Here is a 16,104-nt window from a genome sequence, read left to right on the forward strand (position 1 = left end):
TGACGACCCGGACCCCCACCCGGTTCTGACCCGCCCCCACCACTAATGGTGGGGCGCCCGCGGGGGCGCCGCACCTTTCGGCACTGCTCACACGCCGGCCGGGTACGTCTCCATCTCGCCGGGCACGGCGGGGACCGCCAGCGGGTGCAGGGCAGTCGTCTCGTCGCACCAGATGAAGGCGTCGTAGCGTTCGCCCAGCCGGGTCGGCACGTAGTTGCCCCAGGACTCGAAGGACGGGTCGTAGACCACCCCGATCGCCCGGTGATCCACGGGTTCGGTGACCCAGCCCGGCTGGTCGTCGCCGCCGAAGACGAGCACCGCCCGCTCCGGCATCAGCTCGTGCAACCGCCGCTCCACCGAACCCTCCCGCGCCGGCGGCACCACCATCGCCTCGGCGGGCGAACCCCACCGGGGAGCGGCGATCACCGTGCCCCGGTAGGTGCCGAACCCGACCAACGCCACCGCGTCGTCGCCGTGCCGCTCGCGGGCCAACTGACCAATGTTGACCATGCCGTCCGCGGCCATGTCGGTGGCCCGCGCGTCGCCCACGTGCGTGTTGTGCGCCCAGACGATCCCGCGGGCGTCCGGGCCGTAGCGTTGCAGCAGCCGGTCCAGGGTGTCCTGCATGTGGGTGTCACGGATGTTCCACGAGTCCGGGCCGCCGGCCACCATCGCCCGGTAGTAACGCTCCGCGCCGGCCACCACCTCCGCGTTCTGCCAGGCCGAGAAGCGGTCCGGGCCGTCCGACATGGCCTGTTCCCGGGTACGCGCCAGCAGCCGGACGACCTCCTCCTCGCAGCGGGCCGAGACGAAGCGGCTGGCCGCGCCGTACTCCTCGACCCGCTTGCCGTACGGCTCGAAGCACCGGTACGCGTCCTGCGCCGCCTCCAACGAGGTCGGGTCCTCCTCCCCCAGGTAGTCGAAGATCGCCTGCATCGACTCCCAGAGGCTGTAGACGTCGAGCCCGTGGAAGCCCGCCCGCCCGTCCTCCGGCCGCTCCAGGTTCCACGCTCGCAGCCAGCGGCAGAAGCGCGCCACCTCGGCGTTCGCCCACATCCAGGTCGGCCACCGCTCGAAGCCCTCCAGCGCCAACTGTGGATCGTGGGCCCCGCCCGGCGCGGCGGTGACCGAGCGGTGCACCCGGTCGCAGTCCGGCCAGTCGCCCTCCACGGCCACGAACGAGAAGCCGCACTCCGCGATCAGCCGACGGGTGAGCTGCTCGCGCAGCCGGTAGTAGTCGTAGCTGCCGTGGGTGGACTCGCCGATCATCACCACCCGGGCGTCCCGGACGCGCTCCAGCAACGGGTCGAAGTCGCTCGGCGCGCCGAGCCGCTGAACCAGCATGGCAGCGGCTACCCGGCGGTCGCGCCGGCAAACCGTCGGCGCGTCGCCCACCGACACGCCGTGCGCGTGTACGGGGGCGGCGAGCGGGTAGCCGACCGGCATGACCGTCACCGGCGTGCAGTTGCAGGAGTACCTGGCCGGGCTCGACTACCCGGTCTCCCGCGAGGACCTCGTCCGTTGGGGGCAGGAGAACGGGGCCAGCACGGCCCTGTTGCAGATGTTGCAGGCGTTGCCGGCCGAACAGTTCGAGTCCCCGGCCGAGCTGAGCGAGGCGCTGATCACCCTCGCCTGACCGGCCGGTCACCGCGCGTGCAGCAGCCGGAACAGCACCAGCCACTGCTCCGGCCAGACGTACCCCACGGGGGTGTCCGACGCGATCCGCGTCGCGCGCAGGGCGGCCGCGACCCGAGCCGGCGGGTGGTGCCGGCGCAGGGTCGCGGCGAGCGAGCCCCCGACGCCCTCGAAACCCCACCCCACGAGCCTTCGGTACGCCGGCAGAGCCGCCACCGGCAGCAGCGGCTCCGGCCGCCGTTCGATGCGCAGGATCCCGGCGTCGACCGCCGGCACCGGCCGGAACGCGGTACGCGGCACCCGCCCCGCCAGCCGCCACCCGAACTCCGGCCAGGTCGAGACGGTGAGCCGGGTCCACCGGCCGTAGTCGCCACTGCGCCGGCGGGCGTACTCCAGTTGGGTGAGCAGGGTCGCGGACCGCAACCGGGGCGCGGCCAGGCACCACCGCACCACGGCGGAGGTCAGCGACCACGGGATGTTGCCGACCACCGCGAACGGCTCCGGTGGCGGCGCGGCGGCCAGGAAGTCCGCCTGCCGGTGCTCCACGTTGGACAGCTCCGCGCGGACGGCGGCCAACGCGCGGCGGGCGGCCGGGTCCACCTCGTACGCCGTCAGCCGCCCACACCGGGCCGCGAGCGGTCGGGTGAGCTGCCCCCGGCCGGCGCCGACCTCCAGCAGGAGCCCGGCCGGATCGGGGTCGGCGGCGCGGATGACTCGCTGGACGGCCGCACGGTCGACGAGAAAGTTCTGGCTGAGTACGCGACGGGTCCGGTCGCGTTCGGTTGATCGGAACGGGCGAGGCGCCACGGGTCGTCGTCCTGTCTGTCGCCGCTCGGCGACGGGCTGGACAGGCAGCCGGAATTGCCGGACCTGTCCGAGTGGATCGGGACTCGGACGGCCCTGGACGATGCGCGGGTACGCGATGACGAGGCGACAGCCTCGTGCCGTGGCGAAGGATCAGCGGCGGCGGGGCGACAGCCCCAGCGCACCGCGAAGTGGACCGATCAGCGGCAGGTCACGTCCCAGCCCGTCAGGGCCGGACGCCGGACACGCGGACGGGACACCAGCAGGGCACCCCAGGCGGCCGACATACCGACCCCCTCGATCAGGGCATGCGTGAACATGCCCACCACCCTACCGACCCCCACCCCAACCCCCCACCCATTTCCCCCCGCCCCCGCCCCGCCGGCTCCCCGCCGGCTCCCCGCCGACTTGCCGCGGTCTCCCCGCCGGCTTGCCGCGGTGATCAAGAGGTTTGGGTCACGCGGCACGGCGTGTCGTGACGCAAACCTCTTGATCACGAGGGTGTGGGGTGGGTGGGGTTACTGGAGGGGGATGGTGCGGGATTCGGCGCGGGCGGTTTCGGCGGCGGCGAGGATCGTGACGACCTCGCGGCCGAAGCGGACGTCGCAGCGGTGGTCGCGGGTGCCGGTGCGCACCTGCTCGACGAGCTGGTCGATCGCGACACCGAACGCCGTGGCAGCGTCGTTCTCGCCGACCGGGACGGTCTCGATCCCGTTCTCGCCGTAGAACACGAACTCCCGGGCCATCGCCTCACGCGGGGAATCCAGGGACAGCGAGGCGCTGCTGGTGGCGCCGCCCTCGTGGGTGAGCAGCAGGTGCACCATCCCGCTCGGTCCGTCCATCGCCGCCACCTGGGTCACCCGCCCCAGCACCGGCAGGAGGATGGAGAGCGCGTGCGGGGCGATGTCCCAGAGCGCGCCGTGCTCGCGACGCCACAGGGAGCCGCCGTACGGGCTGCCCTCCTGGAAGATCGACGCGAAGGCGGTGGTGCGGCCGTGCTGCCAGCCTCCGGCGGCGGCGGTCGCGGCGAGGAACGCGGTGACGTTGGGCTGGAACCGCTGGGTGAAGAACACGACCGAGGCGACCCCGGACGCCTCGGCGGCGGCGACCACCCGGTCGGCGTCCTCGACGGAGAGCGCCAGTGGCTTGTCCAGCAGCAGGTGACGGCCGGCGGTGGCGGCACGGACCGCGATGTCGGCCTGAATGTCCGGCGGCAGCGCGACAGCGATCGCTTCGCACTGTTCGATCAGCGCGTCGACCTCGGCGTAGGCGGGCACCCCGTACCGCTCGGCCAGCGCGGACGCCCGCTCGGGGTTACGCCCCCACACGCCGACCAGTTCCGCGTCCGGGTGTGCGTGCAGCGCCTTACCGTGCGTCTCGATCGCCCAGTGACCGGTGCCGAACAAGCCGAACCGCAGCACGTGTACCTCCGCTGTTTCCCCCGCACCGTGACGACGCCACGGACGTGATCCACGCTAGTCGCCCCACCCGGCTCACCGGCGGCGGGTCGCCAACCACAGCAGCCCAACGCCCCTGTGACCAACGAACGACGCGCCCCAAGGCGGTCGGTCACGGGCCGCCGACCGCGGACGGCGCCCCATTCGTGGGGCAGCTCTACAGGGGCCGCGTGCACCTCGGTCGGCGACTCGCCGCGGGCGCGGCGGCCAGGCAGCGTGACCCGGGTACTACGACGGTTAGTAGGCTGTGCCGGTGACCGAGGCAACGACCAGGTTTGGCCGATGACGAGCGCGGCCGCCGACTCGCCGGTGGACGGGCTCCTCGCGACGGCGTCGATCGTGCTGTCGCTGCTCGTCGCCGTATGGGCGCTGGTCGCGGCGGTACGCCACCGGCCACCGGACCGGGTGCAGTTCACCGGTCTGGCCGTACTGGAGGTGGCGCTGCTCGCGTTGGGAGTGCTGGCCCTGGTCGCGGTCGGTGGCGGCGACCGGCCGGGCGAGCCCGGCGCGTTCTACGGCTACCTGGCCACGCTGGTCTGCCTGCCGCCGCTGGCCTGGGTGCTGGCCCGGATGGAGCCGACCCGCTGGGGGTCGGCGATCGTCTGCGCGGTCTGCCTGGTCGCGCCGGTCGTGGTGGTCCGGTTGCAGCAGACCTGGGAGGTCCTCGGTGGTTGAGACACGACCGGCCCGACGCGCCACGAACGCCGGTCCAGGCCGGTTGCTGATCGCGGTCTACCTGCTCTTCGCCATCGCGGCGACCAGCCGGGCGAGTCTGCAGATCGCCACCAAGTTCGACGAGGCGCCGGTGGCGTACCTGCTCTCCGCCCTGGCCGCGCTCATCTACATCGTGGCCGCGGTGGGTCTGGCCCGGGCCGGGCACACCGGCCGACGGGTGGCGCTGGCCTGCTGCTCGGTGGAGTTGGTCGGGGTCGTCGCCGTCGGCATCCTCAGCGTGGTCGACAAGGACCTGTTCCCCGACGAGACGGTGTGGTCGCAGTTCGGCAGCGGGTACGGCTACATCCCGCTGGTGCTGCCGGTGCTCGGCCTGTTCTGGCTCTGGCGCACCCGCCGCGACCCGGCCTGACCGGCCGGGCCGCGTGACGAGGGCGCGCGGGTCAGGCCCGGGGGCCGCCGGCGACGTAGATGACCTGGCCGGAGACGAAGCCGGCCCCCTCACTGGTCAGGAACGAGATGGTGTGCGCGACGTCCTCCGGGCGCCCCGGGCGGCGGACCGGGATCTCGGCGGCGGCGTGCTTCTGAAGGTCCTCGAAGTCGACCTTCATCCGGGCGGCGGTGGCCGCGGTCATGTCGGTGACGATGAAGCCCGGCGCGACCGCGTTGACGGTCACCCCGAACGGCCCCAGCTCGATGGCGAGCGTCTTGGTGAAGCCCTGTAGTCCCGCCTTGGCGGCGGCGTAGTTCGCCTGGCCCCGGTTGCCCAGGGCGGACGTGCTGGAGAGGTTGACGATCCGCCCCCACTTGCGGTCCACCATGTGCTTCTGGGTGGCCTGGCTGAACAGGAACGCACCGCGCAGGTGCACGCCCATGACCGTGTCCCAGTCGGCGTTGGTCATCTTGAACAGCAGGTTGTCGCGAAGCACACCGGCGTTGTTGACCAGCACGGTGGGCGCGCCCAGTTCGACGGCGACCCGCTCGACGGCGGCCTCGACCTGGTCCCGGTCGGACACGTCCGCGCCCACGCCGAGCGCACGGCCGCCCGCGCCGACGATGGCGTCAACCGTCTCCTTGGTGGCGGCCTCGTCGATGTCGACCACGGCGACGGCCATCCCGTCGGCGGCCAACCGCCGGGCGGTGGCCGCGCCGATACCGCGCGCGGCTCCGGTGACGATGGCGACGCGGGGCTCCTCCGACATGATTACCTCCCGGTAACGTGGGGTCGATCGGAGGAGCTTAACGTCAGAACCCCCGACCCCGGCATAGGCGAATCCACCGGTATCCGTGCCCGGAGACCTTCACCGCGCCGAGCTTGCCCAACTCGCCGTAGCCACGGTCGGCGAGCACGTCGATCGGCAGGTCGGCCTCCGGTTCGAGGCTGCTCAGGTCCACCTCGACGTCATCGGTGCCCAGGTTGTGCACGAAGACCATCGTCCCGGTCGGCCCGTCCGCCCGGTGCGCCAGCACCCCGGCCGGCATCGCCACGTCGATGTGGGTGGTCGAGCCGGAACCGATCTCCGGGGCCTCCCGCAGCGTACGGATCATGCGCTCGAACCAGGCGAGCAGCGACTTCGAGTCGCTGCGCTGGGCGGTGACGTTGACGTTCTGGTAGCCGAACTCACCCTTGTCGATGACCGGGCGGACCAGCTTCTCCGGGTCCGCGGTGGAGAAGCCGGCGTTCGGCTGGTACGACCACTGCATCGGGGTACGGATCGCCTCCCGACCGGGCAGCGACAGGTCCTCGCCCATCCCGATCTCCTCGCCGTAGCGCAGCACCGGCGTGCCGCGCATCGAGAACTGCAGGGCGTACGCCAGCTCGATGTGCCGTCGGTCGTTGCCGAGCATCGGGGCGAGCCGGCGGCGGATGCCCCGGTCGTAGATGCGCATGTTCTCGTCCGGGCCGAACTTGGCGTACACCTGGTTGCGCTGTTCGGTGGTCAACCGGGACAGGTCGATCTCGTCGTGGTTGCGCAGGAAGGTGGCCCACTGCCCGCCGACCGGCAGCTTCGGGGTGTCGCGCAACGCCTCGATCAGCGACTCCGGGTCCTCGCGGGCCAGGGCGAGCATGAGTCGCCCGTTGAGCATGAAGTCGAACAGCATGTGGATGCGGTTGCCGGAGCCGCTGGTGTCGCCGAAGAACGTGGGCAGCTGGTCCGGTTCGACGTTCGCCTCGGCCAGCAGGACGGCGTCGCCGCGCCGCCACTGCACGTGCTGGCGCATCTCGGTGAGGAACTCGAAGTCCTTCGGCGAGTTCGGGTTGCCCGGCTCGGTCAGCTCGATGATGAACGGCACGGCGTCCATCCGGAAACCGGAGACGCCGAGCTGGAGCCAGAACGACATGATCTTCTTGACCTCGGCCCGGACCTGCGGGTTGGCGAAGTTGAGATCCGGCTGGAACTTGTAGAACCGGTGGTAGAACCACGCCTTGGCGGTCCGGTCGTAGCTCCAGGTCTCCTTCTGCTCACCGGGGAAGACCATGCCCTGGTGCCGGTCGTCCGGCTCGGTGTCGGACCAGACGAACCAGTCGCGGTACGGCGAATCCGGCGACGAGCGGGCGGACTGGAACCACGGGTGCTCGTCGGAGGTGTGGTTGACCACCAGGTCGATGATCACGCGGATGCCCCGGTTCTGCGCCTGGTGCAGCAGCTCGGCGAAGTCACCGAGGGTGCCGAAGCGCGGGTCCACGTTGTAGAAGTCGGTGACGTCGTAGCCGTCGTCGCGGTTGGGCGACGGGTGGATCGGGTGCAGCCACAGGCAGGTCACGCCGAGCCGGGCCAGATAGTCCAGCCTTCCGATCAGCCCACGGATGTCACCGACCCCGTCGCCGTCCGAGTCGGCGTACGTGTCGATGTCGAGGCAGTAGACGACGGCTTCGGAATACCAACGGTCACCCATGCCGGAGGAACATCTCCGGTCGATCACCACGGCAAACCCGGTCGGCCAACCCGGTCGGCGGGGCCGGGCGCGGTTGGTTACCGTGCCGGTCATGGAGATCGACCTCGTACCGCCGAGCGAACCGCTGGACTGGGCCCGGGGCGCCTGGCTGCACCCGCCGGTCCGCGCCGAGGAGGGCCCGGCCGGCGAGCTGGTCGTCGAGGCCGGGGCGGAGACGGACTTCTGGCGGCGGACCAGCTACGGCTTCGTCCACGACAACGGCCCCGCCCTGCTGGCGCCGCTGCCGGTCGGCGCCGCCATGGAGGTGAGCTTCATCCTCGACTTCTCGGCGCAGTTCGACCAGGCCGGTGTGCTGGTCCGGGTCGACGAGGGGACGTGGGTCAAGGCGGGCGTCGAGGTCAGCGACGGCGAGTCCCAGCTCGGCGCGGTGGCGACCCGGGAGTTCTCCGACTGGTCGGTGTCCCCGGTCCCGGGGTGGACCGGCCAGGAGGTGACCGTACGGGTCAGCCGGGCCGGCGACGCGCTGACCGTACGGGCCCGGGTCGCGGATGCGGCCTGGCGACTGGTCCGCCTCGCTCCGTTGGACCCGGCGGCCGAAGCGATGGCCGGCCCGTTCTGCTGCGCGCCGACGCGCGCCGGCCTCACCGTGGTGTTCACCGGCTGGCGGCAGGGCCCGGCCGACACCGCGCTGCACCCGGAGGGCTGACCCGGCCGGCGTGGCAGGGCTCACGCGCAGGTGTGTGCCGCCGGTCGCTGGGTATGACCTTCCGATTCCCGGTAGCCGGATCGGAAGGACGACCAATGGCGTACGCCCAGACTGGTGACCCGTCCGAGTTCACCGGCCTGACCGGGTGGGTGGCCTCGGTGATCGAGGCGACGGGCCCGGTCGGCGTGGCGCTGCTGGTCGCGTTGGAGAGCATCGTCCCGCCGATCCCGAGCGAGATCGTGCTGGCCATGGCCGGTTTCCTGGCCCACGAGGGTCGGTTCAACGTCGTGCTCGTGGTGCTGGCCGCGACGGTCGGCTCGCTCGTCGGCGCGCTGGTGCTCTACTGGCTCGGCGCGGCACTGGGCGAGGAGCGGCTCAAGCGCTGGCTGGACCGCATCCCGCTGGTGGACCGCGACGACCTGGAGAAGGCCGACCGCTGGTTCGAGCGGCACGGCCGGTGGGCGGTGCTGATCGGCCGGGTGGTGCCGGTGGTCCGCAGCCTGGTCTCCGTCCCGGCCGGGGCCAACCGGATGCCGCTTGGCGAGTTCGTCCTGCTGACCACGATCGGCAGCGGGGTGTGGAACGCGCTCATCGTCGGCGCCGGCTACGCGCTGGGCAGCCGCTGGCAGGACGTCGGGCGGTACAGCGACTGGTTCAATTACGCGATCATCGCGGTCTTCGCCGTCATGCTGGTCAGCTGGGTGATCCGTAAGGTCCGCCGGCGCCGGGAGCGCGACGACCGGCGGTCGGTGACCGCCGGTCGCTGATCCGCGTCGCGCTCAGTTGAACTGCGCGCTGATCGACGTGAACTCCCACGTGTTCTGCGCGATGCCGGAGCAGTTGGAGACGACTCCCCCGCCCGGGCACGGCCGGTCCCGGTTGACCGACCAGAACGTGAACCGGCTCAGCCCGCGCGCCTTCGCCCAGTCCCGGATCTGGGTCCAGGTGGCCGGCGAGGTCAGCTCCTGCTGGTCGGAGAGCCCGTTCATCCCGGAGATGCCCATGTGGGCGTACGCCGTCGCGTCGGACCAGCCGAAGGCCGTCTTCAGCGTGTTCTTCAGCCCCTCGGCCGCGTTGACAGTGCTCTGGTACATGTTGGCTCCGCCGCCGAAGTCGAACGGCATGATGGTGAAGGTGTCGATGTTGGCGCCCAGCGCGGCGGCCTGGTTGATCAGGCGGGTGCCGTAGTACGACGGGCCGGTGGTCGACGTGCCGAACGTGATGATCGTCTTCAGGCCCGGGTTGTTCTGCTTGACGATCTTCAGCGCGCCGAGGATCCGGTCCTGTACGACCTCGTTCTCGAACTCGTCGCTGTTCTCGATGTCGATGTCGATCGCCTTGAGCCCGAACGCGTTGATCACCTGCTGGTACGCGCCGGCCAGGGCGCTGGCCGAGGAGCAGTTCGGGCCGAGCTTGTTGCCGCTCCAGCCGCCGATGGACGGGATCACGTCGCCGCCGGCCGCCCGGATGGCCGCGATGGTGCTGGCGTGCGCGCCGCCGGTGAGCGGGCCGCTGCCGTCCCAGGCCGGGGTGCAGCCGCCACCGGAGAGCACGAACGCGATGGTGAACCACTTCACGCCGGTCGCCGACATGACGGTCGCCGGGGCGGGCGGGTCACCCCAGCCCGGGTAGAGGTAGGGCGCGACGGCCATCGAACCGCCGCCACCGGTGCAGCCGGTGGTGCTCGCGGCGACCGCCGCCGACCGCGCCGACTCCCCCGCCGAGTTGTACGCGGCGACCGTGTAGCTGTGCGCCGAGCAGGCGGCCAGGCCGGAGACGGTCGTCGAGGTGCCGGTGACGGTGGCGCGCACCGTCGACCCCTCGTACACCCGGTAGCCGGTCACCGTGCCACCGACCGCGTTCCAGGCCAGCGAGACCGCCGAGGCGGTGGTGCCGGTGACCCGCAGGCCGCCGGGCGTGCCGGGGGCTCCCGGTGGGGTGGTGGGGCCGCCCGAGCAGGACGCGCCGTTGACCGTGCAGTTGGTGGGGTCACCGGTGCCGGCGACGATGAAGCCGAACGACGTGCTCGCGCCGGCGGCCAACGCGCCGTTCCAGGACTGGTTGCGGGCGGTCACGTGCTGACCCGAGCTGGTCACCAGGGCGTCCCAGGCCGACCCGACCGTGCTGCCGGCCGGCAGGTCGAACTGCACGTCCCAGGAGGTGATCGCCGTGGACGTGTTGTTGGTGACGGTGAACTTCGCCTCGTACCCGCTGCTCCAGCTGCTGGTGCGGGCGAAGGCGGCGGTGGCGGCCGACGCGGCCGGCGGTGCCACGACGGTGGCCGCCACCAGTGCGGCGGCCAGCGCGACGGCGAACGTCGCCACGCGGGGGGATCGGAGTTTCACGGTGGCCTCCAGGGACCGGTGTGGTGGGGGATGTCGCCCGTCGTCGAGCGGCGCTCGGTCGTGCGGGCGGGTGGTGCCGATGCCCTGCGCGGCCGGGTGGTGTGCGGGCCGCGCAGGTGGTGCGCCGACGCCGGTACGGGCGTCGGCACCGCTCAGGGCAGGGTGTCCAGGTGCGGGGCCACCGTGCGGGCGAAACCGTTGCCGTTGCTGACGTCCCAGTTCACCGACCAGGTCATCGCTCCCCGGATGCCGGGGTAGGTGCGCGGCGGCCGGAAGCTGCCGCAGTTGGTGCCCCGGGCCAGACAGTCCAGCGCGGCGTTGACCACGCTGGGCGCGACGATGCCGCCACCGGCCGCGCCCGGTCCGGCGGGCAGGCCGAGACCGACCTGGTCGGGGCGCAACCCGGCCTCCAGTTGGATGCAGGCCAGCGCGACGATGAAGTTCACAGTGCCCTGGGCGTACGCGGCGTTCTGGTCGCAGCCGAGCATCGCCCCGGAGTTGTAGAACTGGGTGTTGACGACTGTGAGGATGTCCTTGATGTCGAGCGCCAGCTTGAAGTAGCCGCCGGCCGGGTTCTGCATGTCGATGGTCTGCGGCGCCATCGCGATGATCAGACCCGACCCGACCTTGGCCCGCAGCGCGCGCAGCGCCTGCGCCATGTACGTCGGGTTGAGCCCGTTCTCCAGGTCGATGTCGATCCCGTCGAAGCCGTAGCGGGCGATCAGCGCGGCGGCCGTGTCGGCGAAGACGGTGGCCGAGGCGGCGTCGTTGACCGTGACCCGCCCGGCCTCGCCGCCGACGGAGAGGATGACCCGTTGGCCGCGGCTGTGCAGGGTACGCACATCGGCGGTGAAGTCCGCGTCGGTGTACCCGCCCAGCGCGGCGGCGAGCCCGGGGTCGATGCCGAAGGTGAGCGCGCCGGGCGTCGTGGTCGCCTCGGCGAAGGCGACGGCGACCAGGTCGTACTCGATGGGGACGTCGCGCAGCCGCAGCTCGACGGCGGGGTTGTCGAAGTTGTGCCAGTAGCCGGTGAGCAGGTGCTTCGGCAGCCCGCCGGTGGGCGGTGGGGTCGTCGGGGGTGCGGTGGTCGGGGGTGCGGTGGTCGGCGGCGGGGTGGTCGGCGGCGCCGTGGTCGGCGGAGGCGTGGTCGGTGGGGTGCCGCCGCCGCAGGGCGCCCCGTTCAGCTGGCAGCCGCTCGGCGAGCCGGAGCCGCTGGCCAGGAAGCCGAAGGAGACCGAGGCGCCCGGGGCGATGGTGCCGTTCCAGGACCGGTTGGTGAAGGTGTGCCGCTGCCCGGCGGAGGTGAGCAGAGCGTCCCAGTAGCTGCCCAGGGTGGTGCCGGCCGGCAGGTCGAAGGCGAGGCTCCACCCATTGATGGTCGAGCCTCCGCCGTTGGTGATGGTGTACTTCCCCTCCCAGCCGGAGCCCCACTCGGCGGTCTTGACGAAGCTGGCGGTGGCGCCGGCCGCGAGCGCGGGCAGCGCGACCCAGACCGCGCCGAGCGTCGCGGCGAGCGCGGTGACCAGGGACAGGACAAGGGATCTGGCAGGCTTCATGCGGCCCTCCGCGCCCGACTGGGCATCCATGGACGTCAACGTTGCCGCTAATTATTAAGACAGTTAACTGTTTCTGTCCAGGGGTGCCGGGCAACGGGAGGGCCCCGGCGGTCACCAGGGCCCTCCCCGGCCGTCAGCGGTGGGAGTTGTCGGCGGGCGACGGGGCGGCCTGGGGACGGCGCAGCACCGCCTGCTCCAGCGCCGACCAGGCGGTCGTCGTCACCAGATAGATCACTGCCGCGAGCGGCAGCACCAGCGCCACCAGCACGGTCGTGAACGGCAGCAGGGGCAGCAGCCGGCCGAGCGTGGCGGCGCCCGGCCCCTCGGTGGGCGTACCGGCCACCGTGCCGACCGCCGCCGACGCCCGGCGTGCCCGCCGCGACGACCACCAGGCCAGCACCAGCAGCGCGACAAGCAGGACGACGAAGAGCGGCCCGGCCGCCCCGGCCAACCCGTCGCTCACGTGATGGCCCAACGGCACCCCGGCCAGCCGTTCGTCCAGCAGCCCCGTGCCGCCCTCGTCGGTGGCGAACAGCCGGTACAGCACCAGCAGGAACGGCGCCTGGAGCAGCAACGGCAGGCAGCCGGCGACCGGGTTCGCGCCGGCCGAGCGGTACAGCGCGAACACCTCGCGCTGGAGGGTCGCCGGGTCCTCGGCGTACCGCTGCTGGAGATCGCGCACCCGGGGAGCGAGCGCCGCGCGGCGCCGTTCCCCGCGGACCTGCGCGACGGTCAGCGGTGCGATGAGCAACCGGACGGCGATGGTGAGCAGCACGATGGCGACGACTGTCGCCGTGCCATCGGCCAACGGTTCGAGCAGATCGGTGAGCCAGGACAACGCGGTGCCGGCGGCGCCGACGACGTCGTGCAGTGGTGCGAAAGCGAGCATGGGAAACCCCTCGGTCCGATTCCGGTGGGTCCTCCCCCGGCGGTGGCCGCCGGCGCGAAGGACCGGTGACGGTGGGATCGGCCGCGCGGCGGTGTGGCGCTACGCGGCGAAGGGGCGTCCGGGTGCGCGGGGGCGAGGTCGTCCGGCGGCGTCCGGGTCGATCTGGCGGGGAACCCGGCGACCTCGGGCGCGGGCGCGTAGCCCGGCCCAGCGTCGTGCGACGCCCGTTGCCCCCGCGTGGGCGGGCACGTGCGCGGCGAGCAGCGCGGCGAACAGGACCAGCGCGGTCAGGGCGGCCCCCGCCAGCAGATCGGCCGGGCGGTCCGCCAGCATGGTGAGCTGGGCGAACGCGGACATCCACGCGACCCAGAGGAAACCCAGCGGCACCGGCACGGGCTCAGCATAGGACCGGCTGTCACGCCGCCCGGCCGAATCGAGATCGCCCCGACCGGCTGATCCGCGCGGCACCACGCGCCAGTTGTGGCCGACACGCGCGGGCAGCGCGCCGTCCCACGTTTCCGGGCGTTGCCACTGTGGGTAACCAAGCGGCCGACCGACGCGGACGGACCCGCGAGAGGCAGAAACGGACGGTGGTGTCGCGATGACGGGCCAGCTGGCGGAGGCACCCGGCGGGACGACCGCGGGGACCGATGTGCTCACCGTGGGTGTCGAGGAGGAGTTTCTGCTCGTCGACCCGCACACCGGAGCCGCGGTGCCCGCAGTGGACCTGGTGCTGGAGCAGGTGCCGGCGGAACTACGCGGTCAGGTGGAGCGCGAGTTCCAGACCAGCCAGATCGAGATCGGCAGTCCACCCGGCCTTGAGCTGTCCTCGATCCGGCACTCCCTCGGCGTACTGCGTAAGGCCCTCGCCGACGCGGCCGAGCGGGCCGGCGTACGACTGCTGGCCATCGGCACCGGCCCGGTGGACGGCCCGGTGCCGCCGGTGGTCGACAAGCCCCGCTTCGACCGGATGATCGAACGTTTCCGGCTGCTCGTTCCCGGCCCCGGCAACAACGGCATGCACGTGCACGTGGGCGTCCCCGATCCGGAGACCGGCGTGCAGGTGCTCAACCACGTCCGGCCGTGGCTGCCGATGCTGCACGCCATCACCACCAACTCGCCGTTCGCCGGCGGTGAGGACACCGGCTACGCGAGCTGGCGCTCGGTGGAGTGGGAGCGCTGGCCGTCGGTGGCGCCGACGCCCTGGTTGGAGTCGCACGAGCACTACCAGCGGCTGATCCGTCAGTTGATCTCCAGCGGGGTGATGCTCGACGAGGGGATGCTCTACTGGTACGCCCGGCTGTCGGCGAAGTACCCGACCGTGGAGCTGCGGATCGGCGACGTCTGCCCGACGGTGGACGATGCGGTGCTGGTCGCCGCGCTGGTCCGGGCACTCGTGGCCACCGCCATGGCCGACGTCGAGGCCGGCCGGCTGGCCCTGCGCACGGACCACCACCTGCTGGTCGGCGCGCACTGGAGGGCCGCCCACGACGGCCTGGAGGGCGACGGCGTCGACGTCACCACCGGCGAGCTGCGCCCGGCCTGGGAGCTGCTGGACCGGTTCGTGGAGCGGGTGCGGCCGGCGTTGGAGCAGCACGGCGACTGGGCGGAGGTGTCCGACCTGTTGGGCGGGCTGCGCCGCCACGGCACCGGCGCGGCCCGGCAGCGTGCCGTGTACGCCCGTACCGGACGGCTCGTCGACGTGGTGCAGGACGTGGCGCGACAGACCCGCGGCTGAACACGCCCGTGACAGGATGATCCCGTGGCGCAACGACTGATCGTCATCGGCGGGGATGCCGCCGGCATGTCGGCGGCATCCCAGGCGCGACGCCGCCGCGGTCGTGACGACCTGGAGATCGTGGTCTTCGAGCGCGGTCACTTCACCTCCTACTCGTCGTGCGGCATCCCGTACTGGATCAGCGGGGTGGTGTCCGGCCCGGAGGAGCTGATCACGCGGACGCCGGAGACGTTCCGCACGCAGTTCGCCATGGACGTGCGGATGCGGCACGAGGTGACGGCCATCGACCTCGAACGGCGCGAGGTGGTCGCCCGGGACCTGGAGGGCGGCGGCGAGGTCCGCGAGCGCTTCGACGACCTGGTGTACGCCGCGGGCGCGGTGCCGGTGCAGCCACCGTGGGCGGACACCGACGCGGGCGGCGTGTTCGGGATGCAGACCCTCGACGACGGTGCGGCCCTGCGCGCCTGGCTGGACGCCGAGCCGCAGCCGCGCCGGGCCGTGGTGATCGGTGGCGGGTACATCGGCGTCGAGATGGCCGAGGCGCTGATCGAGCGGGGCCTCGCGGTGACCCTGATCGAGGCGAGCAAACAGCCCATGGCGACGGTCGACGGCGACATGGCCGAACTCGTCGCCGAGGCCATGCGCGGCCTCGGCGTCACGATCCGCACCAGCCTGCGGGTGACCGGCCTGGAGCAGCGGGACGGCCGGGTGTCCGCGGTGGTCACGGCCGAGGGGCCGATGCCGACCGACGTGGTCGTCCTGGGTCTGGGCGTACGCGCGAACACCGCGCTCGCCACGGCTGCCGGCTTTCCGATCGGGCCGACGGGTGGCATCCGGGTGGACCGCCGGATGCGGGTGCCGGGGCTGCCCGGGGTCTGGGCCGCGGGCGACGCCGTCGAGACGCTGCACCGGGTCAGCGGAATGCCGGTGCACGTGCCGCTGGGCACGCACGCCAACAAGCAGGGCCGGGCGGCCGGCATCAACATCGGCGGCGGGTACGCGACCTTCCCGGGCGTGATCGGCACGGCGGTGACCAAGGTCTGCGACCTGGAGGTGGGTCGGACAGGCCTGCGCGAGTCCGAGGCCGAGGCGGCCGGCTTCGAGTTCGTCTCGGTGGTCGCCGAGTCGACCAACCGGGCCGGCTACTACCCCGGCGCGCGGATGATGACCGTCAAGCTGATCGCCGAGCGACCCAGCGGCCGGCTGCTCGGCGCGCAGATCGTCGGCTGGTCCGAGGCGGCCAAGAGGATCGACACGTTGGCCGTGGCACTGTGGAACGGCATGACGGTGGATGACATGACCGCGCTCGACCTCGGCTACGCTCCGCCGTACGCGCCGGTCTGGGATCCGGTGCTGATCGCCGCCCGAAAGGCGGTCGACGCGCTCGCCGCTCTCGACCGCTGA

The 16,104-nt window shown here is 72.3% G+C and carries 15 protein-coding genes and 1 pseudogene; 7 read left to right on the forward strand and 9 right to left on the reverse strand.

What is annotated here, in order from left to right; all coding sequences use genetic code 11:
- Nucleotides 1–87: 87 nt before the first annotated feature.
- Nucleotides 88–1,344, reverse strand: coding sequence for an erythromycin esterase family protein (locus tag ABZU46_RS21385; protein WP_354860477.1), 1,257 nt, complete (start codon nt 1,342–1,344; stop codon nt 88–90).
- A gap of 100 nt (nt 1,345–1,444) precedes the next feature.
- Here ABZU46_RS21385 and ABZU46_RS21390 point away from each other — a divergent pair, with 100 nt between their 5' ends.
- Nucleotides 1,445–1,636, forward strand: a complete 192-nt coding sequence (locus ABZU46_RS21390) for a DUF2795 domain-containing protein (RefSeq protein WP_354860441.1) — start codon at nt 1,445–1,447, stop codon at nt 1,634–1,636.
- 8 nt (nt 1,637–1,644) lie between these two features.
- On the opposite strand, the gene erm is transcribed toward ABZU46_RS21390, so the two are convergent.
- Nucleotides 1,645–2,442, reverse strand: a complete 798-nt coding sequence (gene erm / locus ABZU46_RS21395; protein ID WP_354860442.1) for an ErmE/ErmH/ErmO/ErmR family 23S rRNA (adenine(2058)-N(6))-methyltransferase — start codon at nt 2,440–2,442, stop codon at nt 1,645–1,647.
- Nucleotides 2,443–2,957: 515 nt separating this feature from the next.
- A complete protein-coding gene (locus ABZU46_RS21400; protein ID WP_354860444.1) occupies nt 2,958–3,860 on the reverse strand; it encodes a Gfo/Idh/MocA family oxidoreductase in 903 nt (300 codons plus the stop codon).
- A gap of 283 nt (nt 3,861–4,143) precedes the next feature.
- Between ABZU46_RS21400 and ABZU46_RS21405 the strand changes: the two are divergent.
- Nucleotides 4,144–4,571, forward strand: a pseudogene (locus ABZU46_RS21405) (hypothetical protein).
- Nucleotides 4,564–4,980: a hypothetical protein gene (locus tag ABZU46_RS21410; RefSeq protein WP_354860446.1), complete on the forward strand. Its 417-nt coding sequence runs from the start codon at nt 4,564–4,566 to the stop codon at nt 4,978–4,980. The pseudogene ABZU46_RS21405 and the gene ABZU46_RS21410 overlap by 8 nt, the downstream one beginning before the upstream one ends.
- A gap of 31 nt (nt 4,981–5,011) precedes the next feature.
- Here ABZU46_RS21410 and fabG read toward each other — a convergent pair whose 3' ends face one another.
- Together fabG and ABZU46_RS21420 are read right to left on the reverse strand one after the other, a co-directional pair.
- Entirely contained in the window at nt 5,012–5,770 is a 759-nt protein-coding gene (gene fabG, locus ABZU46_RS21415) for a 3-oxoacyl-ACP reductase FabG (RefSeq protein WP_354860447.1), read from the reverse strand.
- 43 nt (nt 5,771–5,813) lie between these two features.
- Nucleotides 5,814–7,466, reverse strand: coding sequence for an alpha-amylase family protein (locus tag ABZU46_RS21420; RefSeq protein ID WP_354860478.1), 1,653 nt, complete (start codon nt 7,464–7,466; stop codon nt 5,814–5,816).
- A 91-nt stretch (nt 7,467–7,557) separates the two neighbouring features.
- On the opposite strand from ABZU46_RS21420, the gene ABZU46_RS21425 reads away from it, so the two are divergent.
- On the forward strand, nt 7,558–8,172 hold the full coding sequence (locus ABZU46_RS21425) for a DUF1349 domain-containing protein (RefSeq protein WP_354860448.1): 615 nt from the start codon (nt 7,558–7,560) through the stop codon (nt 8,170–8,172).
- Nucleotides 8,173–8,267: 95 nt separating this feature from the next.
- Nucleotides 8,268–8,939 (forward strand): DedA family protein, encoded by a 672-nt coding sequence (locus tag ABZU46_RS21430; RefSeq protein WP_354860450.1) that lies wholly within the window; start codon nt 8,268–8,270, stop codon nt 8,937–8,939.
- A 12-nt stretch (nt 8,940–8,951) separates the two neighbouring features.
- On the opposite strand, the gene ABZU46_RS21435 is transcribed toward ABZU46_RS21430, so the two are convergent.
- The 4 genes from ABZU46_RS21435 to ABZU46_RS21450 form a co-directional block, all read right to left on the reverse strand.
- On the reverse strand, nt 8,952–10,517 hold the full coding sequence (locus ABZU46_RS21435; RefSeq protein ID WP_354860451.1) for a cellulose binding domain-containing protein: 1,566 nt from the start codon (nt 10,515–10,517) through the stop codon (nt 8,952–8,954).
- 152 nt (nt 10,518–10,669) lie between these two features.
- On the reverse strand, nt 10,670–12,073 hold the full coding sequence (locus ABZU46_RS21440; protein ID WP_354860452.1) for a cellulose binding domain-containing protein: 1,404 nt from the start codon (nt 12,071–12,073) through the stop codon (nt 10,670–10,672).
- A gap of 133 nt (nt 12,074–12,206) precedes the next feature.
- Nucleotides 12,207–12,962 (reverse strand): membrane protein insertase YidC, encoded by a 756-nt coding sequence (gene yidC / locus ABZU46_RS21445; protein WP_354860453.1) that lies wholly within the window; start codon nt 12,960–12,962, stop codon nt 12,207–12,209.
- 99 nt (nt 12,963–13,061) lie between these two features.
- Nucleotides 13,062–13,355 (reverse strand): DUF6412 domain-containing protein, encoded by a 294-nt coding sequence (locus tag ABZU46_RS21450; protein WP_354860455.1) that lies wholly within the window; start codon nt 13,353–13,355, stop codon nt 13,062–13,064.
- A gap of 208 nt (nt 13,356–13,563) precedes the next feature.
- Between ABZU46_RS21450 and ABZU46_RS21455 the strand changes: the two genes are divergently transcribed.
- Complete coding sequence (locus tag ABZU46_RS21455; protein ID WP_354860456.1) at nt 13,564–14,700, forward strand: glutamate--cysteine ligase; 1,137 nt, start codon at nt 13,564–13,566, stop codon at nt 14,698–14,700.
- A 24-nt stretch (nt 14,701–14,724) separates the two neighbouring features.
- Complete coding sequence (locus ABZU46_RS21460; protein WP_354860458.1) at nt 14,725–16,104, forward strand: FAD-dependent oxidoreductase; 1,380 nt, start codon at nt 14,725–14,727, stop codon at nt 16,102–16,104.

It is taken from the genome of Micromonospora sp. NPDC005197 (assembly GCF_040608295.1).
GTDB lineage: Bacteria > Actinomycetota > Actinomycetes > Mycobacteriales > Micromonosporaceae > Micromonospora.

Bases quoted from the DNA above. Each gene is read 5' to 3' on its own strand.
- ABZU46_RS21385 (WP_354860477.1), bottom strand. From the start codon at position 1,344: ATGCTGGTTCAGCGGCTCGGCGCGCCGAGCGACTTCGACCCGTTGCTG.
- ABZU46_RS21390 (WP_354860441.1), top strand. From the start codon at position 1,445: ATGACCGTCACCGGCGTGCAGTTGCAGGAGTACCTGGCCGGGCTCGAC.
- fabG (WP_354860447.1), bottom strand. From the start codon at position 5,770: ATGTCGGAGGAGCCCCGCGTCGCCATCGTCACCGGAGCCGCGCGCGGT.
- ABZU46_RS21420 (WP_354860478.1), bottom strand. From the start codon at position 7,466: ATGGGTGACCGTTGGTATTCCGAAGCCGTCGTCTACTGCCTCGACATC.
- ABZU46_RS21425 (WP_354860448.1), top strand. From the start codon at position 7,558: ATGGAGATCGACCTCGTACCGCCGAGCGAACCGCTGGACTGGGCCCGG.
- ABZU46_RS21430 (WP_354860450.1), top strand. From the start codon at position 8,268: ATGGCGTACGCCCAGACTGGTGACCCGTCCGAGTTCACCGGCCTGACC.
- ABZU46_RS21440 (WP_354860452.1), bottom strand. From the start codon at position 12,073: ATGAAGCCTGCCAGATCCCTTGTCCTGTCCCTGGTCACCGCGCTCGCC.
- yidC (WP_354860453.1), bottom strand. From the start codon at position 12,962: ATGCTCGCTTTCGCACCACTGCACGACGTCGTCGGCGCCGCCGGCACC.
- ABZU46_RS21455 (WP_354860456.1), top strand. From the start codon at position 13,564: ATGACGGGCCAGCTGGCGGAGGCACCCGGCGGGACGACCGCGGGGACC.